Below are 25,750 nucleotides of genomic sequence, written 5' to 3'. Positions count from 1 at the left end.
AATAGGTCTAAGTAAGCATGTGTGATTTCAACACATGCTTCTTTGTCGTTGTCTTCCTATCAAAAAAATCATGCTTCGTAATACTTCCGCCATGTTCATAAAGGCTTGCTTCGTGGAAAATGAAGGAAGTAGCCAGGGGGGATAACATGTTTTTAACGATAAAAGCGCTGGGCGAGCATGCGGATAAGCTTTCTTTTTTACTATCCAAGCATCCGGATCATTTATATGAACGCAGGGAAAAAGAGGCGCGCGTGTGCCTCGTTTATACGATAAGCTCGCCAGAAGAAACGGAGGTTCTGCTGTTTGCAGAGCCCGATCCCATAGATTTGTACAAAGGAAGCCCGGAGCATTATGATATTACGCATTATATTAATGACCGCGAATTTGCGGTGAGCAGCTTGTTCTGTACCTACATGCGATCCGCCCTCGGGACAGCCTTGAATGGCAAGCCGAAGGAGGCTTATGCCGAGTGGGTGCAGCATGCTTTCCAGCTGGAGCTGTCCTTCGGACCGCTCGCCTCGAATTTGCCGGACCGGACGATTGAAGAGCTGTTCGGCGCGCTCGGCTATGAGGTCGAGATTGAAAGGGCGGACATCGCCTATCCGTTTCAATTGAAAAGCCGCAGCTCGGCGCGGACGATTCGGCTTGCCGGCAAGCAGACGCTTCAGCTCGCCTTGCGCCAGCTGTTCATTATGCTGCCAATGCTGGACGATTATAAGCATTATTTTATTGGCGAGGATGAAGTGGGCAAGCTGCATCGGTATGGAGAAGGCTGGCTAGCTGGGCATCCGCAGCGCGAGCTTATTATTAGGCGCACGCTGCGCTTCAGCCCGCTGATTGCGAAGTTTAATCGCGAGTTTGCGCAGCAAACGCAGCGGCAGCCGGAGGCGCAGCAGGTAGAGCAGGGCATAGTAGCCGGAGTAGAAATAGAAGTGGAGCCGCCGCGCAAAGCAAGGCTGAACGAGCTTCGTTATGAAGCGATAGCTGAAGTGGTGGGGGCGCTTCCTCAGCATGCGTTTATCGTAGACATGGGCTCAGGGGAAGGCAAGCTGTCGGCGATGCTCGGAGCCGTAACGGGCGTGAAGACGATTATGGCGGTAGAGCCTTCGGGCCGCTCGCAAATTCGCGCCTTGGAACGTTTTGCAAAGCTTGAGGGCAGGCAGGGCACGGTAGTGCCGCAGGCCGTTATTGGCTCGCTTTTTTATTATGATGAATGGCTGTGTGGCAAAGATGTGCTGGTATTGTGCGAGGTCATTGAGCATATTGATGCCTTCCGGCTGGATCAGGCGATTGAAATGATTGTTTCGCGCTACAAGCCGCAGAGCTGGATCGTTACGACGCCGAATAAGGAATATAACACGCTGTATGAGCTGGACGACTATGAAATGAGGCATAACGATCATCGCTTCGAATGGACGCGGGAGCAATTCCGTGAATGGTGTGAAAAATGGGGCGAGCCATTTGGCTATGCAGTCCGTATATGCGGAGTTGGCGATGCGGATAGACAGTACGGACAGCCTACACAGATGGCTGTATTTACAAGATTAGAGGGGGATGGTCGATCATGAGCGAACAGGATAAAAGGGTCATTCGGCTCCCCCATGCCGGTATTGTGTTATTGGTTGGCCCATCGAACAGCGGCAAAACGACGCTGCTGGATACGCTGATCGCAGCGGGTACGATCAAGGCGACTGAGGTTGTGTCTTCAGACCAGTTCCGGATGCTCGTTGGCGATGTGGAATTTATGGATTGGACCAGTCGCAGCAAGCTGGAATCCGATATTATTTACAAGCAGTATCAGCATATTTCGGCAAAAGCGTTCGAAGCGATGGAGGGCATGATCGCCATGCGCTGCCGCTTGGATAAACTAACGCTGATTGACGCTACGCATTTATATGAGGAAGACCGCAAGCGTTATGTGGAGCTTGCACGGAAGCAGCATGTTCCGATTGTTGCGCTGGTGCTGGATACGCCTGAAGAGGAGCTGCTTCGCCGGGATGGCAAGCGTGAGTTTCCTAGGGGCAAGCAGCGGGTGAAGAAGCAAGCGCATTTGTTCAAGCGCTCGCTGCGCAGCTTGAGGCTGGAAGGCTTTGACGCCAGTTATGTCGTGAAAGCCGCACAGCTTATGGATATTGCATTCGAGCGCAAGATTAACCCGCTCGTTCATGAGGTGGGGCAAGGAATCGACATGATTGGCGACGTTCATGGCTGCTTTCAGGAGCAACTGGAGCTGCTTGGCAAGCTTGGTTATGCACCGGATGAGGCAGGGTTTTACCGCCATCCGGAAGGCAGATTGCCCGTATCGGTCGGGGATGTGATGAGCCGTGGGCCGGAATCGTTAGCGGCGATGGAATGGTGGCGCAAGCATGTGGAAGCAGGGCTTGCCTACATGACGGACAGCAATCATGGCTGGAAGATAGCGAGATTGCTAGACGGCAGGCAGGTTGAGCTTAGCCATGGCGATGAGAAAACCGCAGCGGAGCTTGGGCAATTTGAGCGGGAGCATGGTGAAGAAGCGGCACGTATGCTGAAGGAGCGGCTTCGGATATTTTTACTGCAAGCGCCCCCGCAGCTTGTCTTTTGCCGCAATGGCGTGAGACAGCTCGTTGTTGTGCATGCGGGCATTCGCGACAGCTATATTGGCAAGCAATCCACTAAAATTCAGGACTACTGCCGCTATGGGGAGCAGGGTGGTACCGATGCAGAGGGCAAGCCGCTGCGCAAGGAATGGTATAACGATCATGAGTCTGGCGAGCTTATCGTCTGGGGACATGATCCGCGAGTCGAGCCGACGATCATGAACCAAACGATTAATATTGATCAAGGCGCCGTATTTGGCGGGTATTTGACCGCATACCGTTACCCGGAGAAGCAGTTCGTACAAGTGAAGGCGTATGAGAATTATGCCGGGGAAGGTCGCAATCCTTTGCTGGAGGGACAATTGAATCGGTTCAGGCAGCCAAATTTGCGAAAATATATTGAAGGGTACTCGGTGCTGACCGCCGCTTATGGCGATATAACGGCCCGGGGCGAATTCGTTAAAGCGGCGATTGATACCGTATCGCATTATACGGTGCCGCTGGAGGAGCTGGTGTATATTCCGCCGACGATGAGTCCGCCGCCACAGACGGCTGAGGATGAGCGGTATTTGGAGCATCCGGCCGAAGCCTTCGTCTATTATCGTTCGCAAGGCGTAGAGAAGATGATCATGGAGAAAAAGCATATGGGCAGCAGAGCCATCGTGCTGCTGTTTCGAAACGAAGCCGCAGCTGCCTCGTATGTCGGCCGGCAGACACTAGGCGTCATTTATACTCGAACAGGCAGGCGGTTCTTCGAGCCTATGCTTGAGGAGCAAGTGCTGCGGAAGCTGAATAGCGATTTGACGAAGGCGAATTATTTTGAACGTTACGGTACGGATTTAGTGCTGCTGGATACGGAAATTGTCCCGTGGAATTTAAAGGCTCGGGAGCTGATTGCTTCGCAATATGCCCATGTGGCAGAGGTTTCGCTGATGGACAGACGGGCCAAAATCGCCAAGCTGCGGGAGGCGAACGGCGCGGGCAAAGCTGTGCAGCACTGGATTGATGAGCTGGAAATCAAGCTGGGCAATGCCGAAACGTTCGAGCGGGCATTCCAGCAATATTGCTGGGATACGAATGGATTGGAAGGCATTCGAATTGCGCCTTTCCACACGCTGGCGCATAGTACAGCAAGCTACCAAAGCGAACAGCACAGCTGGCATATGGAGCATGCGCGCGAGCTGGCTGCTTGCTCGGAGCTGTTCATGGAAACGGAATATAAGGTTGTAACGGATGAGGCCAGTGAGCTTTCGGCGATTCAGTGGTGGGAGGAAATGACGGAGCAGGGGCATGAGGGAGCTGTCATTAAGCCAGAGTATTTTGTCGCCAGACATAAAGGAAGACTGATCCAGCCGGCCATTAAAGTCAGAGGCCGCAGCTATCTGCATATTATTTATGGCATGGATTATTTGCTGCCCGAAAATCTGCAAAGGCTGAAGCAGCGCAAAACAAGCAAAAAGGAGCGTTATGCGCTCAAGGAATTTGCGTTGGGACTGGAGTCGGTGGAACGGTTTATTCGCAAGGAATCGGTGGAGCGGATTCATGAATGTGTGCTTGCCGCTTTATCCATGGAGTCGGATTCGGTTGATCCGCGGCTTTAGAGGATGAAGGGAAGATGGTTATAAAAACGGGGCTGTCCAATAAGTCCCTAAAATAAAAAGTTGGACGGAAAAAATGCAATGTTTTCCGTCCAACTTTTTTTGTGCCCATGCTTTTGCAGAAGGTAGCAAGGCGAATGCCTGCCACCTTCAAGAGATTGTGAGCCAACGCCACAATCCCAAACTCCGTGTGAACCTTGTCCAGCCCTCGCAGGGAGAACCGGCGGAACGACCGGTTGCCCTTGATGTGACCAAATACGCTCTCTACCTCGACCTTACGCCGAGCATAAATGGCGGATTTATCGTCATCCTCAAGGGCTTGTTTGGCCTTTGCTTTTAACTCTTCCCAAATCGTATTCCAGTGAACCTGGCGATTTCCCTTTGCTTTGCTGCATACGGGCTTGAAGGAGCAGTTCCTGCAATCTTCACATTCATACAGCTTGAAGCTTTGTTCCAAACCGGAATCATTCTTTTTCGTTTGGTATTTCTTAAAGCGAACGTAGCGTCCATTCGGGCATACAAAGCGGTCATCGTGTTCCTCGTATGCCCAGTTCGAGGCGTGCCGGATGTCCTTTTGGTAACGACGCGTTTTTTCTTTCATATAGTTGCCATAAGGGATGAGAAAATCAAAGCTCGGCTCTTTTTCCTGGCCCATCGCATACAAGTAGTTCGCTTCACTGCCATAGCCTGCATCGGCAATCACGGTTTTGGGCATAGGCAAAGAAGACGCCGCCAACTTTTCCATATGTGGAATGAAGCAGCGCGTATCCGTAGGTCGCTGATGAAGACTGTAAAACAAAACGAATTGGTTTTCCGTGGCCATTTGCACATTGTAGCCCGGTTTCAGTTGGCCATTTTTCATGTGATCTTCCTTCATCCGCATAAATGTGGCGTCCGGATCGGTTTTGGAGTAGCTATTGCGCTCGCCAAGGCAGGCTTTCTGCTGCTCATACCTCGCGAGCCTAGGAAGAAAATCCTCCCGAATCTGCTTCAGTGGCTGCTTTCAGGCACGAAGCGCTTTACGTAAGGCTTTCCTTCCTTCGCTGTCGTTTGCCCCAGCGATCTGTTCGGTTACGTTTGCCACTTTTTCTTCCAGTACGACAGCTGCTTCTTCGAGCTGACCCGTAAGCCCATCTGGATTCGCTGCTACGTACTCGCGAGCTTCTTGCTGCGTGAGGGTATGAATATGGGCAAGGGTCTCCTGCACCTTCTCTTTCAGCTTTGCTTCAAAGGGCAGTGTGGATTTTTTCCACACGAACGAATACTTGTTAGCATCGGCTTCGATCTTCGTGCCATCTAAAAAGTACTGCTCCATCGTAATGTAGTTGCCTTCGATGAGCTTTTGAATCATCGTTTCAAACAACTCGTCCATGCATGCTTTCATACGCACGCCGCGAAATTCATTCAAGGTGCGGAAGTCCGGCTGCTGCATCGCCGACAGCCACATCGCTGGGAGGTTTTCGCGCAGCAGCTTCTCAATCCCTCGGCAGGAGTAAATCTTTTGCGAGTAGCCGTAGAGGATCGCCTTAAGCATCATTTTAGGATGGTAAGAGCTGCAGCCCCCACCAACATAGTGAGTAAACAACTGCTCGTCCGGGAGCGCTTCGATCATCTCATCAATGACACGAGCCACATGGTGGGCAGGGATAAATAACTCCAGATCCAAGATCATCTGAGCCTGCTTGTTGTCGTAGGGCTTGAAGGTAGGGGCCAGCTTTCGTTTCGACACCCCTTTTTCTTCAATATCCTCTAGAGGAAGTGAAAGCTGCATGGTATACTGTTCGGTAGTAGTCATCAGATTACGCAAAAAATCGCCCTTTCTGTAGTGGTTGTGTGGTAACTCCCATTCTACAAGATTTGGCGATTTTTTTGTGCTTATTTTTTATATGTCACGAAAATGGGGGGCCAGAAATCACTTTTCACTGACTTTCTGGACAGCCCCGCTTTTTTTGTGCGGAATGCTATAGGTTGTGTTTATTGGGCAGAAAAATAAACAATCAGGTGACGATAGGTTCGTTTTCTGAGGAATAGGTACGGGTGAGACACATCAAACATGAGGGAGTCTTCATTTTTTCTTAATTGGTTTTAATGAACTGTTTTTATAAAAAGTTAATTATTTAACTTAAATTTCAAATAAATGAAAGGGTTGTATCCGATATAAGACTATAGGGATGAAAATGAGAAAATAGGATAGGAATCTTGGTTAGAATAAAAAGTAAATCTTTACGAAAGTCGAGGACGCAAAGCTGCGGGTCTAATTCATCGGTAGGAGAAACGATGTCATGACAGTCGAGCCGCGGGAGGGACCAAGGCTCCGCGTAGCTAGGATACTTGCGTATGGCGAAATAAGAGAACATAGCCACCATAAAATTATAAGCGGTGAATTCTCAAAACCTATTAGACCAAAAACAACAGAATTAGATTATGTACCAACTCATTGTGTAACAGAAAATAAATACGATTGATCTCTACTGGGGGATGGTAATGAGATGGGTTTGAATGATCTTCAGAAACGAGTCTTTGAAGAACTATACTTCGAGATGTTCAATTCTTTGTTAGCATATGCGCAAAGCGCATTGAAGGACCGAAGGTTAGCTGAAGAATCTGTACAGGATACATTTAGAATAGCATGTAATAAAGTTGGCCATATAATAACCAGCCCCAATCCAAGAGGCTGGTTATTAAATACACTGAAATATGTTATAAAGAATATGATTCGAAGCCGAGCCTCTTTAAGCAGCCTAGTAGTATCATCTTTGGTTTACGAAAACATCTTCTTGGGAGATAAAAATTCGCATAATGTCGATCTGTTATACTCAGAACTAATGGATGCCGATGATTATAATTTGCTGAAAAAGGTAGTCATAGAGAAATATACTATGTTTGAGGCGGCACAGGAGCTTGGCATATCGGTAGAGGCTTGTAAAAAACGAGTTCAAAGAGCTAAAAATAAGCTGAAAAAGCTGCTTGAAAATGAGGCTTAATTTTATCCTAAATTTCGAAAGTAAGTATTCAAAATCATTAAAAGAATACGCTACCAAAGTAGTGCTTTATGGTGTTAAACAATGGCTCTTGATAGTATCAGTAGATTGTGTTTTCAAATGGACGAAGTACATGTTTAGTTTTACTGATTAGCTAGTGGCTTACTCTAATGGATAAACCTTAGTGGGTTCATGTTTTTGTTCAGTTATGCTGTATAAGGATTTAAATTGATCAAAATAGTATAAAGTATTGTTAAAGACTTGGAAATTGGTGACTCCCGGTATTTCTATATTAAGATGTCCGTCAGGAAATGAAAAAGACTGTAATAATCCAGATCTATTCAACGTTACGATTTCGTTATTTCCAAATACTTGGACAAACGAATAGTCACCATCTTTTAAGACAGAAAGTTTTTTAGTATTTATATTATATAAATAAATTCGATTGTCTTCAGAAGAATTTATGAATATAAGGGCATTATCTTTTTTTCTGTATGTTAAAGAATTTAACTGTATGTCGGAAAGTAGCTTTTGTTTGTTTTTCCCATCAAGATTGATTGAATAAAGGTTATTACCGTCACTGTAAAATATGCCATTGTCATGTAAGGTGAATTCCTCTACTGGTTCTTCAGCAAGCATCTTAAGTTCTGAATTTTTAATGTTAATTTTATAAAGATTTCCTCCACGTAGATTGGTGGCATATATCCAATCTTCGAAAACAACAAAGGGGTAGTAACTCATCTTTGATATCTGTCTCAAGAACTTACCGTCCAATGAGCGGACAACAAGTCCTCTTTTGTTTTCTTTGCTATTGAATGCATTATAATACAAGTATCCATTGACTACGTTGACATATCCAAACTCGGCAACAATATCCTGTAGTACTATAGAATTTCCGGTTTGTTTGCGTATTTCTATGACATCATTCTCTAAAGGAATATATATGTACTCGTCTGTGCTTGCCATTAGACCTCCTTGGTTTACATTGTCAGAAGTATTGCCGAACATTGCTGTAAAATCTTCCGTGTAGAAATCAGACTTCTGGCACCCTAATAATGAAAAAGATGCAACGATGACCAAAATTATACACATTATTTTTTTCAAAGTATCCTCTCCTTATCTATTATTTTGTTTTAGTGCAATATATATCATTTGTTTAAGATGTCTTATGCAAAAAATATATGAGTAATGGGATAAGCGTGATGTAGATTAACAGTATTATAGTGTATTGTTCAACGATTAATGAACTGTTCGAAACAATTAATAACGATGTTTCAGTATACAATTTTATAAAATTTCCAGAAATCAAAGTTGCCGCCTTGTCAAGCTTATCTAGCGTGGTTGCAATAACCGTAAATGCCACAAAAGTTAAGCCATTGATAGAATACGCTAATCTACTGTTTTTAGAAAGTGAGGACAACAATAGCACTAGACAAGACATAAATACAGTATTTAGCATACCAATTATATAAAACTTGATTAGAAACATGCCTATGCTATCATTTGTCAACACCGCACTGATGATGCTCCGGTAGGGACTGCTTACTGATCCAAAATCGGATAAGGTAAAAGTTATTAATAGATCGCAAATATAACCAATGTTGAATATTAACGTACTGACTCCTATTGTCAAAGCCAGTTTGTTTTTAAAGATTTTACCCCATCCCATCCCTGTAGCTCTAATTATAGACTGCATGCCTGTTTCGCGTTCTATACTAAAGATCGAGGAGAAAACTAGAATAATAATAATCGGTATAAAGTTCACTTCGTTCAGTTTAACGAAAAGCTGATAACCTAATACATTCACTATATCAGGTAAATTATTTGAAGCGTAGACCGATCTGAGTTTATTGAAATCAGGAGGCATGTTAAAGACGTAACTAGATTCTGTTTGAGCCACTTTTTGTACAATCTCGTAGTATTCTCGTTCTTTTAATTGCTCCAACACAGTATCAATTGCTTCTACTTCAGCACTATATTGGCTGAAATTCCCTCTAACTGCACTTAGTTCTTTTTCTACAATATTAATGTCGTGCTCTAGCGCGTAAGTAAGATAGTTGGAGTAAGTTTGTCTCCATTCTTTATCATGATCATTGTAATATGCAGTGGCTACTACTCCCTTGAACATCAACATAATAAGCAAACTAAGCAACAAAAATACAAGTGGAATTTTTCTAAGCTCAAAAAGCAGCAATTTGGTCATGATCATACCCCCTCGTATAGTAAGGCGTGCAGATGGTCGCATTCTTTTGTTAAGAAGAAACTACCATTCGCGAGATACGACGATTAGAAGTAATAATAATAGTAGAAATAAAAAGAGAGAATAATAAAATACAGGTGAATAAAATGGTTGTGTTATTAATAAGTTTAGAAAAAACTACAGAATACTCATCCAGCGCAACGAAGGTATTGTGTGAATAAAGATTTAGTAGATTGTATTGAAAAAAGATATTGTAAGGGTACGTAATTTGCACAAGTTCACTTATCAAAACAGATAATCCCACCAAAGATATCGAAGCGATCATGGAATAGGCCATTTTTCGGCAAAGCAAGGATATAAATGTAACAATCACAGCAATAAAAACATAAAAAACAGTTTTATAAGTTATTAGTAACAATATATAATCTATGACTGTTCCATTAAACAATGAATTACTCATATTTCCAATTGCTTGAACCGGCTGCAATAATGAGTGAAAATTTGTTGTATGAGCAATTAGCATAGATAAGTTGATTAATATTGAGATAGCCGAACACAGCAACGCAACAAAGAAGGAACAAAGAATCTTATGTATACCGATTCTAATATGGCTGATAGGCATGCTGAATAACAACAAATGCCTGCTTTGCTCGTAGTCACTACAAAATACGGTTGAAAGTACCATTATAATTGTGAAGAGAAACATCCAATCTGTTGCGTAACTTTCCAAAAAAGAATTTACAGCACGCATATCATAGAACTCTACTTTTTGCAGGTTTTCACTTTTTTCCATTAAGAGACTCCAGTACTCCGTGTTACTGTTCGACCTTTCCATATTTCGGGCAATATTTCCCCGCATCTGAACATTTTTATCTTCCACCTGACTTAATTCGCGATAAGAGCTAATTAGGGTCGAAAGTATCAGCATGTCATCATATACGGTATTTCCATACTCGCCTTTTCCATTAAGAAATTTTTGAGATTTTTCCCATAATTCCGATTCAATATTGACCGTTGAATTTTTTTTGCTATTATTAGTGAATTGTTCTAACCAACTATTTTGTAAGTCATCATAAGCTGTGGAAGACATTTGAGCGTGCTTATAGATCAGTTCTTCCATCTTCTTATCTTTTTCAACGGAAATAGGTCCCGAAAATTGTTCGCTTAAACGAGTATACGTTTTTCCAAACTCTCTTGCAGGCGAGTATTGAAGGGCGATTATTACCGTTGAAATCAATATAACTGCAATATACACATACTTGAATTTATTGAATAGATCTTTTAAATAATAATGTGTTAACTGAATATTCATGTTAATACACCTCAATCATATATGTGGAGAAAGATTTCTGAAAGCGTCTTCGTGTCAGGAAATCTTTTTTTATGTTCGTCTATTATTTCGGAAACAGTGCCTTCATAGAGTATTGAAGAGCCCTTTAGCAACAAAATTTTGTTTGATATGTCCTCTACATCGGATACAACGTGAGTTGAGAATAATATCGTTTTAGTACTAGATGCTTCTTTTAGATATTCTATGAAGATCATTCGCTCTTTCGGGTCAAGTCCGACTGTCGGTTCATCCAAAATGAGAATCTCTGGGTCGCCTAATAATGCCTGCGCTATAGAAATTCGCTGCTTCATACCACCAGAATAGTTTTTGATTTTCTTCTTTGCATATTCAGTCATTCTAACGATGCTTAAGACTCTTTCTATTTCACATTGAATATGTTTAACGGGTATCTGCTTTAATAAACATATATATTCAAGAAACTCATGTCCGGTGTAGAACGGATAATAGGGAGGTGACTGGGGCACAAACCCCAAACAATTTCGATATTCAACTATTGACTTCTGAATTTTATTATTTTTATACAATATCTGACCACTATCAAAATCAAGCGAAGTAGCTATGATATTAAGTAGAGTTGATTTACCTACCCCATTTGCACCGAGTATTGATGTAATTCCAGTGTCAAAAACGGTTGTAAAATTTAAGATTACATTGTTATCGCGATATTTCTTGCTTAAGTTCCGAAGCTCCAGCATTTATTATTCCCTCCTCTAAGGATTCGGTGATTTTCTTGAAAGATAGGAAAGTATATGATTTCGCCATACTTTCTCTATATTTCTCGGACTGAAACGCCGCGCGCGGTCAGAGGACGGTGACAGCCGTTTCACCTTGAAATATAAGAAATTATAAGTTTCACTCTTATAATCCGGCTTATATTTCATCGCGAAATGGAAGCTTTGCCGCCAAAGGACGGCGAAAGCCGTTTACGCTTGGGATACGCATGTTGAAACACCTATCGATCACTGTTGTGCCCCTGAATTTTTGAATTTAGGTACCTGTATTTGTGAATTTCGGAATATAAAGGCGAACGCTAACACTTCTCAAGGTTGTTTTCCGCCTATTCAGCCGCCTTTCACCGGACTTCTAATTCTGTTTCAAAGGTAGCTTTATTAGTCAGAAATGGCATATAGTTTTCATTATCCAGTGGGAATATCAGAGCATATAAACTTCCATCAGTATCTTCGACTGATATTTCTATTTCCTTTGAAAGCATGTCGTCTCCATTTAACATAAATATATAGTTGCTTTCATTATTTGAAAAACGTATGGGTTTATTATTGCAGAATAACAGGAGAGAGTATACTCCTTTATCTCCAACCGTCTCTATTCTTATTCCTTTTCGTTTATCAGAATTGAGTTTAAGACTCCTATTGCTTATCATTTGGTATCGACTTGTTTCGATATCTTGTAATGTAGCAAATTGATAATTTCTGTACCTTTCAATAATTTCATCACTCTTGAGGTAATAATCGTTTTCATTGATTGCAATTTTGGGGATTTCGACTTGAATAGCATCGGGAACATTTATTTTGTTAGCAAAAGATACTTTGTTAAAGATCAAATCAGTATTCTGAACATTAGCGATCTGATTTTCTGTAATTACTGTAAAAACAAGGTAGTTTGATTCGGGCAGGAGTTGCTCTTCTGTTAATTGTATATTAACTTCCATTTCTGTAACGGAATCTGCTTCAGTGCTGTTGTTGTAGATGATATCAGCCTGTTGACCATCTACCTTAATAGGGCACAAAGTACCGTTTAACGTCACAAAAAAGGTATAATCAGTTTTATGATCTGTCAGGTTATAGAATTTAATTATCCGATCCTTATTTGGTGAAAACTCGTCAATGGCATTGGGCAACATCTCCATAGACCTGTCAAATACTTGGATTCCATAACTAAATTTATTTTTATACTCGTCTAAATTAAGCGTATCTTCACGGGTGCTGCAACTTGTGAAAAAAATTAAACTTATTGTAGCCACAAAGAGAATATGGACTCTGCATTTCATTTTCATCCCCCTATTATGTAAATAATAATTTTTTAGCAACTGCGTGCTTGCTTTCCATAAAATACAGCCTTAAATAGTTATCGGAGCATGGGGATTCCATGCTCCGATAACTCCAATTTAAGCCCCTATATTGTGTAAGGGAGAATTGAAAAGGAGTGCCGCAAGAATGGTATGTTTTCCGACCTTTTTGGGTCGAAGCCCCAAACCATTCGTTGAACGTGGGCAGTGCCCCGTTCAACGGGTGGTCAGTAATTAAGAGTAGTCTGCTGAAGTGCCTCCACTCCAAGATCCGCGAATATTGGAGGAATATGTGTGACCTCCAGTCCCACGGTTACCATTATCGTTTGGTGCTGTACTAGTAACAGATATCTCAGCTGTAGAATTGTTAACAATTTTGTCTTCGTATTTGGACTTCTCACTTGTCCCATCGTTATACCAAACAACTGCTGCAACTCCGTAGGTACCGGTCGCGTCAGAAGTTGTATAAGCTGTAGCTGAGTCATTACTAAATAATCCACCTTGCGAGAGTGTTATTCTACCAGAGGAGTTAGCTATTCCTGATGATCCACCAGAAGATGGCCCTGAGACAGTGGGTGCGGCAAAAGCAGTCACTGTGTTTCCTAGTAACCCTAAAGCCACCAACAACGTAAATGTGCGGATTTTAAATTTTTTCATACATCTAGCCTCCATATCATTAGTATTTGTTAAGTATCATTAACCCAATCAGAATTCACTTGCATTTTATTATCTTATTTGCATCACCTCTTTACACATATATATATGTGTGCAAAGAGGGAAAAGGGGACTTTTTATGGTAAATATTTCTTTAATAGATGTCTCAAAACCAAATAGGCTTCCCTCACAATCTTTTCCTATTCAATCGTCTCCTTGTTTCTGGAGAAAATCAACCTCTTTTTGTTCCTTCGCAGGAGATCTAGAGTCTATGAAATATTTTGTGTAACTTGATAATGGGCTGTTCGATATTTAAAGGGTTGACAAATGGTTTAATAATGTCATAATGACAATATGAAAAGGAAGATACAACGTAACAGGAAGTGAAGCACTTGATCGAAAATGAATCCAATTATTCGCCCGATCATTACCGAACGCCGGACGGAGCGCCGACGGACATCGTGATCTTTACGATTGTTTCAACCGAGCGCAGCAAGGTTAAGAAAGCTTTGCCGCATCATGAGCTGCAGGTACTGCTCATCAAGCGTAACATTTGGCCTTTCGAAGGGCAATGGGCGCTGCCAGGCGGTTTCACATTGGAAACCGAGACGGTGCAGGAATGCGCCAGACGTGAGCTGCTCGAGGAGACGCAGGTTAGCGAGGTTCATCTCGAGTATTTTAATGTATATAGTGCGCCCGGACGTGATCCGCGGGGCTGGATGATTTCACATGCGTTTCTGGCACTCGTGGGTGAGCAGCAGCTTGCGAATCGGCAGGCGGCGGTCGATGCATCGGAAGTACAGCTGTTCCCGGTAGCGGAGGCGTTGAAGCTCCCGCTCGCCTTCGACCATCGGACTCTGATCGAGGATGCGCTGCTCCAAATTCAGCGGAAGATGCTGACGACGACGATAGCGAAAGCTTTTTTACCGGATGAATTTACGATTGCCGAGCTGTATCAGGTCATTCAAGCGGTCGTGCCGGATTTTGCGGAACAAAACTTTATTCGGAAAATTACATCGACGCAAAGCCGCAGCGGCATTATTGAGAAAGCCGTGGACGCGGCGGGGGAGCCGAAGTCATCGAATTTGTATTCCCAGCGCCCGGCTCAGCTGTATCGGTTTACGGGACATGAACCGCAGCTGTCGATTTATGGATAGCTCCCAGAGTAAGGGAAACAGAGCATATCAGAGTGTGTCAGAGCGGAATGGCAGATTTAAATAGTAACTACGTAGCAGCGAGGAGAGTGAGCAAGATGATCAAGCTCAATGGCACGGAGCTGGTATTCAAAACTTTTCCCAACGGAGAAACGCTTGTGGATGGTGACGCGATTACAACGCTTATGGCCGAGCAGAATACGCTTGCTTTTAAATATGAGAATGACAGCGACTTGATTAAGCTGATGTTCGTGAAGCAATATTTGGACAGCCGTAAGGTGCACGCCGACTTGACGATTGCTTATATGCCCTATAGCCGGATGGACCGGATCGAGGGAGCCTCTGTTTTTACTTTGAAATATGTATGCAGCCTGATCAACTCCTTGGCATTTGGACAGGTGACGGTGCTGGAGCCACATTCGGATGTGACGCTCGCGCTGCTTAACAATTGCTCGGCACGGTATCCGACGATTGAGCTGCTGGACCTTGTGGTTGAGGCAACGGGCTTTGACCGTGCGGCGGATTATTTATTTTTCCCCGATGCCGGGGCGCAGAAGCGCTACAGCAAAGTTCGCGGCTATAACGAGCTGGTCGGCTTTAAGGCGCGGAATTTTCAAACGGGTGAAATTGAACGGCTAGATGTGGTTGGGCAAGTGGCAAGCGAGGGCTTTAAGGCAATTATCGTCGATGATCTTTGCTCCTACGGGGGAACGTTTATGCGCAGTGCGGAGAAGCTCAAAGGCTTGGGCGCGGCGGAAATTTATTTACTGGTAGGGCATTGTGAGCCTTCGATTCATAAGGGCAAGCTACTTGATTCGCCGCTTATCGATAAAGTGTTTACGACCAATACGATGCTGAATGAAGCGGGACATGAGAAAATCCAACTTTTTGAATGGGGAGAGGTTTAAAATGACGACGAAGACAGCTTACCCTGCGACACTGCTATGCGATTTTTATAAAATCAGCCACAAAAACCAGTATCCGAAAGGGACGGAATTCGTCTACTCGACCTGGACCGCCCGTACTAGCCGGCTGGAAGGCGTAGAGGAAGTGGTCGCCTTTGGTTTTCAAGCCTTTATTAAGGAATATTTGATCGACTATTTCAATGAGCATTTTTTCGCAAGAACGAAGGAAGCAGTTGTGGAGGAGTACTGCCGCGTGCTTAAATTTGCACTGGGGGACGCTAATCCGGATGCTTCGCACATCGCTGCGCTGCATGAGCTCGGCTACTTGCCCATTCGCATCAAGGCTGTGGAGGAAGGCTTGATCGTTCCGGTTAAAGTACCGATGCTGACGATTGAAAATACGCATCCCGAATTTTTCTGGGTGACCAATTATTTGGAGACGCTCATGTCGTGCCAGCTATGGATGCCGACAACGAGCGCGACGATTGCTTTTGAATACCGTAAAATTTTGGAGCAATACGCTTTGCTGACAAGCGGCGATACGTCGGGCGTACCTTTTCAGGGGCATGATTTTTCGATGCGGGGCATGAGCTCGCTGGAAGCGGCGAAAGGCAGCGGCGCCGGGCATTTGCTATCGTTCACAGGAACGGATACGGTTCCGGCGATTTTGTATCTGGAGCAATTTTATGGCGCGGATATGGAAAAAGAGCTGGTTGGCACTTCGATTCCAGCAACGGAGCACAGCGTCATGTGCGCCCATGGCACCGATGAAATGGCGTCGTACCGCTACCTGATTAATGAGGTATATCCGAAAGGGTTCGTCTCGATTGTTTCGGATACATGGGATTTGTGGAGCGTGCTCGATGTGGTGGTCAGAGGGCTTAAAGAGGATATTCTTGCCCGTGATGGCAAGGTCGTCATTCGTCCGGACAGTGGCGATCCGGTCAATATCATTTGCGGCGATCCCGATTCGGAGCATCCGCTGGCGCGCAAAGGCGTTATTGAAATTTTGTGGGATATTTTCGGTGGTACTGTGACCGAGAAGGGCTATAAGCAGCTCGACAGCCACATTGGCGCGATTTATGGGGATGCCATTACGATTAGCCGCTGCCGTGAAATTTGCGAGAAGCTGGCGGCGAAGGGCTTTGCTTCGACGAATATGGTATTCGGCATCGGCTCGTTCACCTACCAGTACAATACACGCGATACATTCGGCTTTGCGCTGAAATCGACGTTTACGATCATTAACGGCGAGGAACGCAAAATTTTCAAAGACCCGGCAACCGATATCGGCAAAGTCAAAAAATCGCAAACCGGACTCGTACTCGTAACCGAGCAGGACGACGTGCTGACACTCACGGACGATTTAAGCGTTCAAGAGTATGAGGCAAGGAAGCAGGAGGACGTAATGAAGCCGATTTTTGAAAATGGCAAGCTGGTGCGTGAGCAGGAGCTGGCGGGAATTCGAGCGAATTTGCTGGGTAACTTGTAGGAACGGTGACGGATGGATCAAGCGGTAGTACCGCACATTTGGGAAATTATATTTAAAAAAAGATGGAATATTAATGCCTCGCATCTAAATTAGACGCGGGGCATTTTTACGTCGGTAGGGAAGGGTTAGACGATTGATGAATAATTGCTCATATGTTAAGGTGAAGTGAGATTTCTTCTCTTAGATGGGGAATAGAAGCTTTTGTGTGAAGCGCTGCAATTTTTATGAATAGTACAGGGGGCAGAAGCAGAATGAAAAAGAAAAACGTGAAATCAAGGACATTAGTTTGGTACACCGTAATCATTGTCGTTGTTTTTATTGCGCTGTTCGCCATTAACGAGATTTCCAAAAGCCGGACGGGCATCGAGCAGGAAACAGCAGAGGCTCCGCCCATTTCCAGCCAGCCTACATGGGGAGACAAGGCAGCCAAGGTTTCTATCGTAGAGTTCGGAGATTACAAGTGCCCGTCCTGCAAAGCATGGAGCTCGCAGATTTGGCCGCAATTAAAGAAAGATTATGTTGATACGAATCAAGCCTCTTTCTCGTATGTGAACGTTCTATTTCATGGGGCAGAATCAGCATTAGGCGCTTTGGCTGGGGAAGCGGTGCTTGAATCAAATCCGGACGATTTCTGGCATTTCCATGAAGCTTTGTTTGCGGAGCAGCCGGATGCAGACCATGACGGACTTTGGATTACGGTAGAGAAGCTGATGCAGGTGGCTGAGGCGTCCGTTCCAGGGCTGGATAAAGACCAGTTCAAGGCCCTGCTGAGCTCGGAGGAAGTGCAGGGGCGGGTCGATCAAGATCAGCAGCTCGTGAAGGATTTTAATATTTTGCAGACTCCAACTATTATGATTAACAACAAGAGAATAGGGAATCCGTTCGATTACGAGGCCATTCAGGCTGTGATTGAACAGGAGTTGAGCGAGGCGGAAGCGGAATAAAGATTTGTGGTTCTTGGGGAATATGAGGGATAAGTGCTTGCAAGCCACATTTACCTAATTGAGAAACCAGACAGCCCGAATTCTCTTGAGTTCGGGCTGTTTTATTAGCCTAACTAAAGTAACTTAATAAGCATAGATTGTTTAATCAAGCTTCAGCCTAACAAAAGAATTCATAATCATTGGTTTGGGCTATGGTCATATATGGGAAAGCTCTTTTGATAGCAAAGAGAATAGGGGGCGTTCATGTGCTGCATGAGTGTAATCTTGAATCATTCCGCAGTAAAGCCTCGTGTGTCATTGTTTCTCAATAGCTCTTGTTTTCATACTTGAGACAATGGTAAAATTGAATGAGAACATACGTTTTCTTTTTTTTGTTTTTCAGTGGATAGGGGGATTAGGCATGGTTGAAATCGTTGAAAAAGAGCAATTTTCGATTATTAGAAAATTAGGAACGGGGCTTGCTAATGAAGCGCCCCAATGGATACCATCATTATGGCAAGAAGCAAATAGTAACTTTATTGAGATAAGCAAGCTCGCCATCCATCATCATGTGCAAGCGGATCCCGTTTGTTTCGTTAAGGAGCTGACGCGTACATGATCCAATTGACAAACCGTCAGGCACGGCAATTTCTGTTACTGAAGCACGGGCTGTTGGGCGAATATCAATTTACCGGAAAGCAGGGCGTATTGGATTTTGTGCGTCAGGTCAGCTGTATTCAATATGATCCCATCGATGTTTGTGGAAAAAACGCCGAACTGGTGCTGCAGTCGCGAATCAAAGAATTTACCAAGAACATGCTCGACGAGTTGTTGTATAAAGATAGACTCCTGATCGATTATCCCGACAAGAATCTGGCTATTATCCCTGTTGAGGACTGGTCGTATTTTGAACGGTACAGGAATGCTGCCCGACAGCATGCCAAGCGCTATCCCGAAATGGAAGCGTTGACAGAGCAAGTAAGGGGTTACATCCAAAATCACGGTGCGCTAAGTTCGAATGATCTAAAATTGGATGGGAATTTCTCTTGGCAATCGGTGATCCACTGGAGCAGCGGAAACAATGCATCGCGGTCGGTGCTGGAGCAGATGTACTCGACAGGAGAGTTGATTATCCATCATAAAAAAGGAACGCGTAAGTATTACGATAGCGCGGAGAAGTACATACAGCCAAATTTGCTGAATGCGCCAGAGCCGCTAGAAGGCGAGCTTGAGCATTATAAGTGGCGGGTACTGCGTCGAATCGGCGCTGTTGGACTTTTATGGAACCGAGCATCCGATGCCTGGCTGAACATATGGGGATTGAAAGCGGAGCAGCGCAACGAGGTTTTCCGCCATCTGTTGCACGAAGCTCGCATTATTGCTGTTGTCGTGGAACAGATGAAGGATATACTGTACTGCCGCGCGGAGGACTTGCCGCTTATTGAAGCCGTCCTGCAAAATCCAGCACCGAAATTGCGCTGCGAGCTGATTGCCCCACTAGATAATTTCTTATGGGACAGAAAACTGATCAACGAATTGTTTGGATTTGATTACACCTGGGAGATTTACACGCCTGCAATCAAACGGAAATTCGGTTATTATGTGTTGCCTTTATTATACGGAGAAAGCCTCATCGGACGAGCTGAGGTAATCGCGGAGCGAAAATCCGGGACGCTCGTTGTTAAAAATATTTGGTACGAGAACGGCATAAAGCCAACAAAGCAATTACGAACAGCCTTAAACAATTGTTTTCAAAATTTTGCATTATTCAACGGCTGCGAGACGATTTCGGCAGAGTCTATGAACTGATATTTTCAGTTCCCTAGTACCATTTGCCTACAAGCTTTTGCATAATACGAAATTGATGTATCAGTTTCAATGTCTGCTACTGTTGCACTCCATACGGAGTGTGACAAGATGGAGACCGCCTGTAAAATGTCTCAGGACACAGTTTCAATCCACGCACCCCATACGGAGTGCGACCTGCTGCCTAGTCCTAATGTTGTATGTGCCGTCATCGTTTCAATCCACGCACCCCATACGGAGTGCGACGATGACCTGAGCATCGAGAATGTTATGGAGCTTTTGGTTTCAATCCACGCACCCCATACGGAGTGCGACCGCGCCGCAAATATCTGCTGTGTCCATTCCGGCAGGTTTCAATCCACGCACCCCATACGGAGTGCGACCAGAATGATTTGCTGCTGTGTTATAATACAGCCAGTTTCAATCCACACACCCCATACGGAGTGCGACGTTTGTTATCCCCCAAGGCAAAGCAGTTACAAGTCGTTTCAATCCACACACCCCATACGGAGTGCGACGCTTTAGGGATGAAGCATGATGGCTGGTCCATTGTTTCAATCCACACACCCCATACGGAGTGCGACCGCAGCTGCTGCGCGCCGAGCGTCGCCGTCTCCAGTTTCAATCCACACACCCCATACGGAGTGCGACAACAAGACTTCAGCTGCAGCACTAGGTAGTTTGGTTTCAATCCACACACCCCATACGGAGTGCGACAGCAAAAACAGTACTAATTAATCCCATCATGGCATTAATTGGCGCTATTTTCAACGAAATAATATCGAAAAAAGATAAGAGTAAGCTTGACTTTTTGCGGATTAGCTCGTTTTCGTCACGGTTCGACAAAATCTGAGGTGCGAATCCCCTAGGGATTTTATGGGAGCTTCACATTCGCACCATAAAAGCGAAGAAATTTATTACCTAGGCGCGTTATCGTATCCGTAAAAATAATAACAAAAATATTTTTTGAAAACTACTTACAAAATTAAAGTAAATATATTATAATTACAACATAGAAGCAAGCTTTTAAGCCACTTTACATAAAACGATTTTTTAAAGGGAGCGTTTGAACATGGGAGAACTTAAAACGATTATCGAAAAACGTCGTTCGGCAGTGAATTTTGTGGAAAATGTAGCGATTTCGGAGGAGGAGCTTCAGCAGCTTTTTTCATTAAACCGCTTCGTTCCTTCAGCCTTTAATTTGCAGCACAGCCACTACATCGTGGCGACATCCGAGGAAAGCAAAGAAAAAATCTATGCGGCTTCCAAACAATATAAAGTAAAAACTGCCTCAGCGGCGATTGTTGTACTTGGGGACACGAAGGCGCATTTGAATGTTGGAGAGCTGAACGCAGGCATGCTCGCGCTGGGCATGATGAGCAAGCTCGATTACGATCAGGAAAATGAAAATGTGATTCAGTTTTACGAATCGCGCGGCGAGCAGTTCCAGCGGGACGATGCGATTCGCAATGCGAGCCTGTCGGCCATGCAGCTCATGCTGATCGCGAAGGATATGGGCTGGGACACATGCCCTATGATCGGTTTTGACGCGGATAAAGTGCAGGAGCTGTTCGAAATCCCCGAGCGTTATGTGCCGGTTATGCTGATAACGCTGGGCAAAAGCGATCCAAATAAAGAGCGCCCGCGCGGCTACCGCAAGCCGGTTAATCAGTATGTGAATATGAATGCTTTTCATGCCCCTGATACTCACTGAAATCATTAAATCATAGCCATTCCTGTCCATACGAAAAAGCTGCCTCCTTCTAAGGATGCAGCTTTTTTACGTGTTACGTGCAGTTGTAATAGGGTGGTATGCAAACCGCAGCCTGCGATTATCCATTAGCCCAGACCTCGCAGCTCGGGATGCACACGCCTTTTTCGAGGACTGAGGTTCCGCTATTCTGGCTTTCGGATCGATTTCAGGCGGTAAGCGGACAGGAAAGCCGCTATCACCCTCATTATCCCGACAAAATGGATATTTTCAGAGTAATAGTGTCTCCTGAGTCCGCAGCCACTGCCTAAACCCGTGATTCTACTAAAATAGCGCCTGCTGTGTCCGCCAAAACGATCATGACGCATCCGGCTTTAGCTTTGGGACAGCGTCGGCGTTTGCAAGTGCTGCTGCCCTTGCTTCTGCTGCTGCCTCATTAGTGTGTGCCTTGCACACACTATAAGCTAGCTTACAGAAACTAGCTATACGCTAGCTTACAGAAACTAGCTGTCGCTCTCCCCATTCTTCTCCTGCGGCTGCTTCGTATAATACAGGCGGAACACCAGGTCCTGATTATGATTGCCGAAGCCGGAGCCGAACAGCGTGACGCCGCCAATATGCTCGGCATTTTCCTCTACGGCGATACGGAAGGTCCACTGGTTGCTGCGAATATCAATATCGTCAATCGTCACATCGGACAGCTTGATGCCATCCATGAAGGTGCCTTCCTTCTTCACGATCAAATGCTTGAGCAGCCCATGCTGATTGACGCTTTCGAACCACCATGGCGGATTAAGCTTGCCTTTGCCGCCAAAGTCGCCGGGACTCGTCCACATGCCCACCTTCATGCCGTTGAAAAAGAAGCTGATGTCCGATGGCCAATTGTTGTTCGTAAAAGGGGCCTCCGAGGAAATTTCCATCGAAATTTCGAGCTGCTCCGGATTTTCGCTCCCCAGCATGTAATTAGGCATCTTGTATTCAATATACCCTTGCCCAAACCACAAAATCTTCGCGTTCAGCCGCTCGGGATCAAGAAAATGCCTCGGATCGTCGAATATGCCAATGATGGAATCCCGCGTACAAATGCCGCAGGTTGGCGTAATGTCCAAATCGGTAAAATGGCCAATCGAAATATCGGTCCGGCGTACCTCGCGCGGAATCACATCTTTGATCGGAAACATGATCTCCAAATTATCGATGCTGAGCGAGCAAACCTTCTGGGCTGCTCCGCCTTTGCCGGGCGTCATTTCCGAGTGGATGATGTTTGCTTTCTCCAGCTTCTTGACGTGCATCGTCATAATGGCGCTGCTAAGTCCAAGCGCTTCGGCGAGCTCGCGGATATTCATCGATTTTTGCGACAGCAGGTGAATGATTTGGATGCGGACGTTGCTGGACATAGCCTCGAATACAGGCAAATATTGTTCGGAAAGTTCTATTTTCAACGTGGCGTCCTCCGGAAATTGAAATATTAATAAATATGTGAATAACACTGATTGACACTAATGATACATGATTTGCTCAAAACAGACAAGGAAACGCCTTCAAACAGGCATAATCCGGTTGACATTCACATAAAACTGTTGATATATTAACATCGAAGATAGTAAGTAATATATTTGTGAATAATTAATAAAGGGGTTTTGATTATGCTGGAGCAGCAGATTCAAGTCGAGCAAGCTTTCGTCAATCCTATTATACCGCAGCGTGCGGACCCGTGGGTATATCTCCATTCCGACGGCTACTACTATTTCACAGGGTCCGTTCCGGAATACGACCGTATTGAGCTTAGAAGAGCGCGCACGATTCAGCAGCTTGGGGAAGCAGAACCCGTTGTCGTCTGGCGAAAATATGCGGAAGGACCGATGAGCGCTAACATTTGGGCGCCGGAGCTGCACTTTGTTCAGGGCAAATGGTATATCTACTTCGCGGCCGCTCGGACGACGGAGACGGTAGAAGGATTGTTTGACCATCGCATGTTTGTATTGGAGAATGAATCAGCTAATCCGCTTGAAGGGCAATGGGTGGAAAAAGGGCAGCTTGTCGCCAATTGGGAATCGTTTGCGCTGGATGCGACAAGCTTCGAGCATAAGGGGACGCAATATCTTGTATGGGCACAGAAGGATTTGGAGATAGCGGGCAACTCCAACTTGTATATAGCGGCAATGAGCAATCCTTGGACGATGAGCGGCAAGCAGATTTTGATTTCCAAGCCCGAATACGAATGGGAGAAAATCGGTTTTTACGTCAACGAAGGAGCTGCGGTGTTGAAGCGTGGCGGAACGATATTTATTAGTTATTCGGCGAGCGCAACGAATCATCATTATTGCATGGGACTCCTGAGCGCGTCGGAGGACAGCGATTTGCTGGATCCGGCCTCATGGAGCAAAGCACCTGAGCCTGTCTTTTCAACGAGTGAAGAGAACGGACAATATGGCCCTGGACATAACAGCTTTACGGTGTCACCGGATGGCAAGCAGGATATTTTGATTTACCATGCTCGCAATTACAAGGAAATTACAGGAGATCCGCTGTATGATCCGAACCGCCACACAAGAGCGCAAGTATTCGGCTGGACAGCGGATGGCAGGCCTAGCTTTGGTGTTCCGGTGCGAGACGGCAAGTAGGCAGGAGGCTGGCAGCAGCACAACGGGTCTCCGATAATTAAACAAATATAGTTGACAATGTAAGCGCTTTGAACTATTATCATAAATAATAAAAACATTAATAATTAATAAATTTGTTATTAATGTTTGCTAAGCAATATGGAATCATAAGGCGCGATACAACGGTTGAAAGGCCATTTGGCTTGCAAACGGGTGTGTCGCGTAAGCCAGCACTTATACCATCATGATGCACATCAACATTTTCAAATTGTGTATGCGGTTTCATTTTATGGAGGAGGGCTTGAGGATGAAAAAAAGTTTACTTGCAACAATGGCAGCGACGATTGTGCTGGGGGGCGTTATCGCGGGCTGCAGCAGCAACTCGCAAACAGAAGGAAGCACCGAGGCTGGGCAGGGTGGCACGAAGCAAATTAGCTTTATGTTCCGCGGCGGACCGGAGGAGCAGAAGGCGTATGAGGCGACGGTCAAGAAATTTGAGGCCGATCATCCTGATGTAAAGGTGAAAATCATTACGACGACGGGCGACCAATACGCGACGAAACTGAAAGCAGCGATTACGGGCAAAAGTGTGCCGGATGTCTTTTATTTTGACCCAGGCGATTTAAGAGCTTATGTGAATGCGGGAGTGCTCAAAGATATTACCGAATATGTGAAGGATGTCGACTTCGATAACCTATGGAAGCGCGGCGTCGATATTTACCGTTATGATGGCAATAACGTAGGCCAAGGCAGCATTTATGGTCTGCCGAAGGACGTTGGCCCATTTGCGCTCGGCTACAATAAAGACATGTTCACAGCGGCGGGAATCCCATTGCCGGATAAGGAAAAGCCGTATACATGGGACGAATTCATCAAGGTCAATCAGCAATTGGTGAAGGATACGAATGGCGATGGAAAAATCGACCAGTACGGAACGGGCTTTAATGTCAACTGGGCGCTGCAGGCCTTCGTCTGGAGCAATGGCGCGGACTGGCTGGACGCAACGAATACGAAGGTGACGATTGACGATCCGAAGTTCGCGGAGGCGCTGCAATATTTTGCCGATATGCAAAATGTACATAAAATCACGCCTTCCATTGAGGATGCGGCGACGCTGGATACGTATCAGCGCTGGATGAAGGGCGAGCTTGCTTTCTTCCCGGTAGGTCCGTGGGATCTTGCGACGTATGAGACGCTGCCTTTCGATTATGATTTGATTCCTTACCCCGCTGGCTCGACGGGCAAATCGGCGACATTCCTTGGCTCGCTTGGCATCGGCGTATCCAGCAGCTCGAAAAATCCGGAAGAAGCGGCGCAGCTCGTAACGTATCTCACCGCATCGCCGGAAGGCATGCAGCAGCTCGTTGATGCCAAGGTGCAAATTCCGAATCTGGTTGATATGGCGGAAAAATGGGCAGCAGACACGACGACGAAGCCTGAAAATAAAGCAGAGTTTCTCCGTATCGTCGAGGATTACGGCAAGCCAATGCCTAATACGCTGACGTACAACTCGGAATGGTATCAGCTATTTTTCACCGACATTCAGCCTGTACTTGATGGCAAGATGACGGCTGCCGACTATGTGAAGGCAGAGCAGCCGAAGATGCAGAAGCTGCTTGATAAAGCGATTGAGCAGGAAGCGAAATCCAAGAAATAAAGGTTGAAAGCAGCAGCTAATCTTAGAGGTAATCTCAGAGGTAATCTCAGTACCGGCAGTGCAGAGGGCAGGCGAAGCTGCGGCTCCTTGGCTTTCAAGGGGCAGCTGCA

The 25,750-nt window shown here is 45.2% G+C and carries 21 protein-coding genes, 1 CRISPR repeat array and 1 riboswitch; of the genes, 12 read left to right on the top strand and 9 right to left on the bottom strand.

Annotation, left to right across the window (positions count from 1 at the left end; all coding sequences use genetic code 11):
* Window positions 1-146: 146 nt before the first annotated feature.
* Both AC50YG_RS06720 and AC50YG_RS06715 read left to right on the top strand, forming a co-directional pair.
* The gene (locus AC50YG_RS06720) at window positions 147-1,568 is read left to right on the top strand and encodes a 3' terminal RNA ribose 2'-O-methyltransferase Hen1 (protein ID WP_494825651.1); all 1,422 of its coding nucleotides are present in this window, start codon (window positions 147-149) and stop codon (window positions 1,566-1,568) included.
* A complete protein-coding gene (locus tag AC50YG_RS06715) occupies window positions 1,565-4,180 on the top strand; it encodes a polynucleotide kinase-phosphatase (RefSeq protein ID WP_494825649.1) in 2,616 nt (871 codons plus the stop codon). Before AC50YG_RS06720 ends, AC50YG_RS06715 begins: the two co-directional genes overlap by 4 nt.
* Here AC50YG_RS06715 and AC50YG_RS06710 read toward each other — a convergent pair.
* Both AC50YG_RS06710 and AC50YG_RS06705 read right to left on the bottom strand, forming a co-directional pair.
* On the bottom strand, window positions 4,092-5,162 hold the full coding sequence (locus tag AC50YG_RS06710) for a transposase (protein WP_494826351.1): 1,071 nt from the start codon (window positions 5,160-5,162) through the stop codon (window positions 4,092-4,094). The two genes, AC50YG_RS06715 and AC50YG_RS06710, sit on opposite strands and share 89 nt — an antisense overlap.
* An 18-nt stretch (window positions 5,163-5,180) precedes the next feature.
* Window positions 5,181-5,984: a transposase gene (locus AC50YG_RS06705; protein ID WP_494825647.1), complete on the bottom strand. Its 804-nt coding sequence runs from the start codon at window positions 5,982-5,984 to the stop codon at window positions 5,181-5,183.
* A gap of 397 nt (window positions 5,985-6,381) precedes the next feature.
* Window positions 6,382-6,479, top strand: a riboswitch (cyclic di-GMP riboswitch).
* A gap of 187 nt (window positions 6,480-6,666) precedes the next feature.
* Between AC50YG_RS06705 and AC50YG_RS06700 the strand changes: the two genes are divergently transcribed.
* Window positions 6,667-7,161, top strand: a complete 495-nt coding sequence (locus AC50YG_RS06700; RefSeq protein WP_494825645.1) for an RNA polymerase sigma factor — start codon at window positions 6,667-6,669, stop codon at window positions 7,159-7,161.
* Window positions 7,162-7,320: 159 nt separating this feature from the next.
* On the opposite strand, the gene AC50YG_RS06695 is transcribed toward AC50YG_RS06700, so the two are convergent.
* The 6 genes from AC50YG_RS06695 to AC50YG_RS06670 form a co-directional block, all read right to left on the bottom strand.
* A complete protein-coding gene (locus tag AC50YG_RS06695) occupies window positions 7,321-8,262 on the bottom strand; it encodes a DUF5050 domain-containing protein (RefSeq protein WP_473758088.1) in 942 nt (313 codons plus the stop codon).
* 52 nt (window positions 8,263-8,314) lie between these two features.
* A complete protein-coding gene (locus AC50YG_RS06690) occupies window positions 8,315-9,361 on the bottom strand; it encodes a hypothetical protein (RefSeq protein WP_494825643.1) in 1,047 nt (348 codons plus the stop codon).
* 49 nt (window positions 9,362-9,410) lie between these two features.
* On the bottom strand, window positions 9,411-10,670 hold the full coding sequence (locus tag AC50YG_RS06685; RefSeq protein WP_494825641.1) for a hypothetical protein: 1,260 nt from the start codon (window positions 10,668-10,670) through the stop codon (window positions 9,411-9,413).
* 11 nt (window positions 10,671-10,681) lie between these two features.
* On the bottom strand, window positions 10,682-11,404 hold the full coding sequence (locus AC50YG_RS06680) for an ATP-binding cassette domain-containing protein (RefSeq protein WP_473758092.1): 723 nt from the start codon (window positions 11,402-11,404) through the stop codon (window positions 10,682-10,684).
* A gap of 377 nt (window positions 11,405-11,781) precedes the next feature.
* Window positions 11,782-12,717, bottom strand: coding sequence for a hypothetical protein (locus AC50YG_RS06675; protein ID WP_494825639.1), 936 nt, complete (start codon window positions 12,715-12,717; stop codon window positions 11,782-11,784).
* A 252-nt stretch (window positions 12,718-12,969) separates the two neighbouring features.
* On the bottom strand, window positions 12,970-13,392 hold the full coding sequence (locus AC50YG_RS06670) for a hypothetical protein (RefSeq protein WP_494825637.1): 423 nt from the start codon (window positions 13,390-13,392) through the stop codon (window positions 12,970-12,972).
* 389 nt (window positions 13,393-13,781) lie between these two features.
* Between AC50YG_RS06670 and AC50YG_RS06665 the strand changes: the two genes are divergently transcribed.
* From AC50YG_RS06665 to AC50YG_RS06635, 7 genes are all read left to right on the top strand, one after another.
* Window positions 13,782-14,546, top strand: a complete 765-nt coding sequence (locus tag AC50YG_RS06665) for an NUDIX domain-containing protein (protein ID WP_494825636.1) — start codon at window positions 13,782-13,784, stop codon at window positions 14,544-14,546.
* Window positions 14,547-14,641: 95 nt separating this feature from the next.
* Window positions 14,642-15,451 carry a ribose-phosphate pyrophosphokinase gene (locus AC50YG_RS06660; RefSeq protein ID WP_494825634.1) on the top strand — a complete coding sequence of 270 codons (810 nt, stop codon included), beginning with the start codon at window positions 14,642-14,644 and terminating at the stop codon, window positions 15,449-15,451.
* A gap of 1 nt (window position 15,452) precedes the next feature.
* The gene (locus tag AC50YG_RS06655; protein WP_494825632.1) at window positions 15,453-16,940 is read left to right on the top strand and encodes a nicotinate phosphoribosyltransferase; all 1,488 of its coding nucleotides are present in this window, start codon (window positions 15,453-15,455) and stop codon (window positions 16,938-16,940) included.
* Window positions 16,941-17,191: 251 nt separating this feature from the next.
* Window positions 17,192-17,884, top strand: coding sequence for a DsbA family protein (locus AC50YG_RS06650; RefSeq protein WP_494825630.1), 693 nt, complete (start codon window positions 17,192-17,194; stop codon window positions 17,882-17,884).
* A 400-nt stretch (window positions 17,885-18,284) separates the two neighbouring features.
* On the top strand, window positions 18,285-18,482 hold the full coding sequence (locus AC50YG_RS06645) for a hypothetical protein (protein ID WP_494825628.1): 198 nt from the start codon (window positions 18,285-18,287) through the stop codon (window positions 18,480-18,482).
* Complete coding sequence (locus tag AC50YG_RS06640; RefSeq protein ID WP_494825626.1) at window positions 18,479-19,672, top strand: winged helix-turn-helix domain-containing protein; 1,194 nt, start codon at window positions 18,479-18,481, stop codon at window positions 19,670-19,672. The genes AC50YG_RS06645 and AC50YG_RS06640 overlap by 4 nt, the downstream gene beginning before the upstream one ends.
* A 141-nt stretch (window positions 19,673-19,813) precedes the next feature.
* Window positions 19,814-20,386: a CRISPR direct-repeat array (repeat unit 33 nt; unit sequence GTTTCAATCCACACACCCCATACGGAGTGCGAC).
* 355 nt (window positions 20,387-20,741) lie between these two features.
* Window positions 20,742-21,383 carry a nitroreductase family protein gene (locus AC50YG_RS06635; protein ID WP_494825625.1) on the top strand — a complete coding sequence of 214 codons (642 nt, stop codon included), beginning with the start codon at window positions 20,742-20,744 and terminating at the stop codon, window positions 21,381-21,383.
* Window positions 21,384-21,883: 500 nt separating this feature from the next.
* Here AC50YG_RS06635 and AC50YG_RS06630 read toward each other — a convergent pair whose 3' ends face one another.
* Window positions 21,884-22,822 (bottom strand): ArsR/SmtB family transcription factor, encoded by a 939-nt coding sequence (locus tag AC50YG_RS06630; protein WP_494825623.1) that lies wholly within the window; start codon window positions 22,820-22,822, stop codon window positions 21,884-21,886.
* Between the two features lie 204 nt (window positions 22,823-23,026).
* On the opposite strand from AC50YG_RS06630, the gene AC50YG_RS06625 reads away from it, so the two are divergent.
* Window positions 23,027-24,004, top strand: a complete 978-nt coding sequence (locus AC50YG_RS06625; protein WP_494825621.1) for a glycoside hydrolase family 43 protein — start codon at window positions 23,027-23,029, stop codon at window positions 24,002-24,004.
* A gap of 286 nt (window positions 24,005-24,290) precedes the next feature.
* On the top strand, window positions 24,291-25,640 hold the full coding sequence (locus tag AC50YG_RS06620; protein ID WP_494825619.1) for an ABC transporter substrate-binding protein: 1,350 nt from the start codon (window positions 24,291-24,293) through the stop codon (window positions 25,638-25,640).
* Window positions 25,641-25,750 lie beyond the last annotated feature (110 nt).

The sequence above is a fragment of the Paenibacillus sp. J31R34 genome (assembly GCF_059383715.1).
This window is presented reverse-complemented; position numbering and strand designations above follow the sequence as displayed.

What these genes read in the sequence shown, in the direction of transcription:
- AC50YG_RS06650 (WP_494825630.1), top strand. Translation starts at nt 17,192, where the DNA reads ATGAAAAAGAAAAACGTGAAATCAAGGACATTAGTTTGGTACACCGTA.
- AC50YG_RS06620 (WP_494825619.1), top strand. Translation starts at nt 24,291, where the DNA reads ATGAAAAAAAGTTTACTTGCAACAATGGCAGCGACGATTGTGCTGGGG.
- AC50YG_RS06660 (WP_494825634.1), top strand. Translation starts at nt 14,642, where the DNA reads ATGATCAAGCTCAATGGCACGGAGCTGGTATTCAAAACTTTTCCCAAC.
- AC50YG_RS06680 (WP_473758092.1), bottom strand. Translation starts at nt 11,404, where the DNA reads ATGCTGGAGCTTCGGAACTTAAGCAAGAAATATCGCGATAACAATGTA.
- AC50YG_RS06645 (WP_494825628.1), top strand. Translation starts at nt 18,285, where the DNA reads ATGGTTGAAATCGTTGAAAAAGAGCAATTTTCGATTATTAGAAAATTA.
- AC50YG_RS06640 (WP_494825626.1), top strand. Translation starts at nt 18,479, where the DNA reads ATGATCCAATTGACAAACCGTCAGGCACGGCAATTTCTGTTACTGAAG.
- AC50YG_RS06685 (WP_494825641.1), bottom strand. Translation starts at nt 10,670, where the DNA reads ATGAATATTCAGTTAACACATTATTATTTAAAAGATCTATTCAATAAA.
- AC50YG_RS06715 (WP_494825649.1), top strand. Translation starts at nt 1,565, where the DNA reads ATGAGCGAACAGGATAAAAGGGTCATTCGGCTCCCCCATGCCGGTATT.
- AC50YG_RS06655 (WP_494825632.1), top strand. Translation starts at nt 15,453, where the DNA reads ATGACGACGAAGACAGCTTACCCTGCGACACTGCTATGCGATTTTTAT.
- AC50YG_RS06720 (WP_494825651.1), top strand. Translation starts at nt 147, where the DNA reads ATGTTTTTAACGATAAAAGCGCTGGGCGAGCATGCGGATAAGCTTTCT.
- AC50YG_RS06625 (WP_494825621.1), top strand. Translation starts at nt 23,027, where the DNA reads ATGCTGGAGCAGCAGATTCAAGTCGAGCAAGCTTTCGTCAATCCTATT.
- AC50YG_RS06700 (WP_494825645.1), top strand. Translation starts at nt 6,667, where the DNA reads ATGGGTTTGAATGATCTTCAGAAACGAGTCTTTGAAGAACTATACTTC.
- AC50YG_RS06635 (WP_494825625.1), top strand. Translation starts at nt 20,742, where the DNA reads ATGGGAGAACTTAAAACGATTATCGAAAAACGTCGTTCGGCAGTGAAT.
- AC50YG_RS06690 (WP_494825643.1), bottom strand. Translation starts at nt 9,361, where the DNA reads ATGACCAAATTGCTGCTTTTTGAGCTTAGAAAAATTCCACTTGTATTT.
- AC50YG_RS06670 (WP_494825637.1), bottom strand. Translation starts at nt 13,392, where the DNA reads ATGAAAAAATTTAAAATCCGCACATTTACGTTGTTGGTGGCTTTAGGG.
- AC50YG_RS06675 (WP_494825639.1), bottom strand. Translation starts at nt 12,717, where the DNA reads ATGAAATGCAGAGTCCATATTCTCTTTGTGGCTACAATAAGTTTAATT.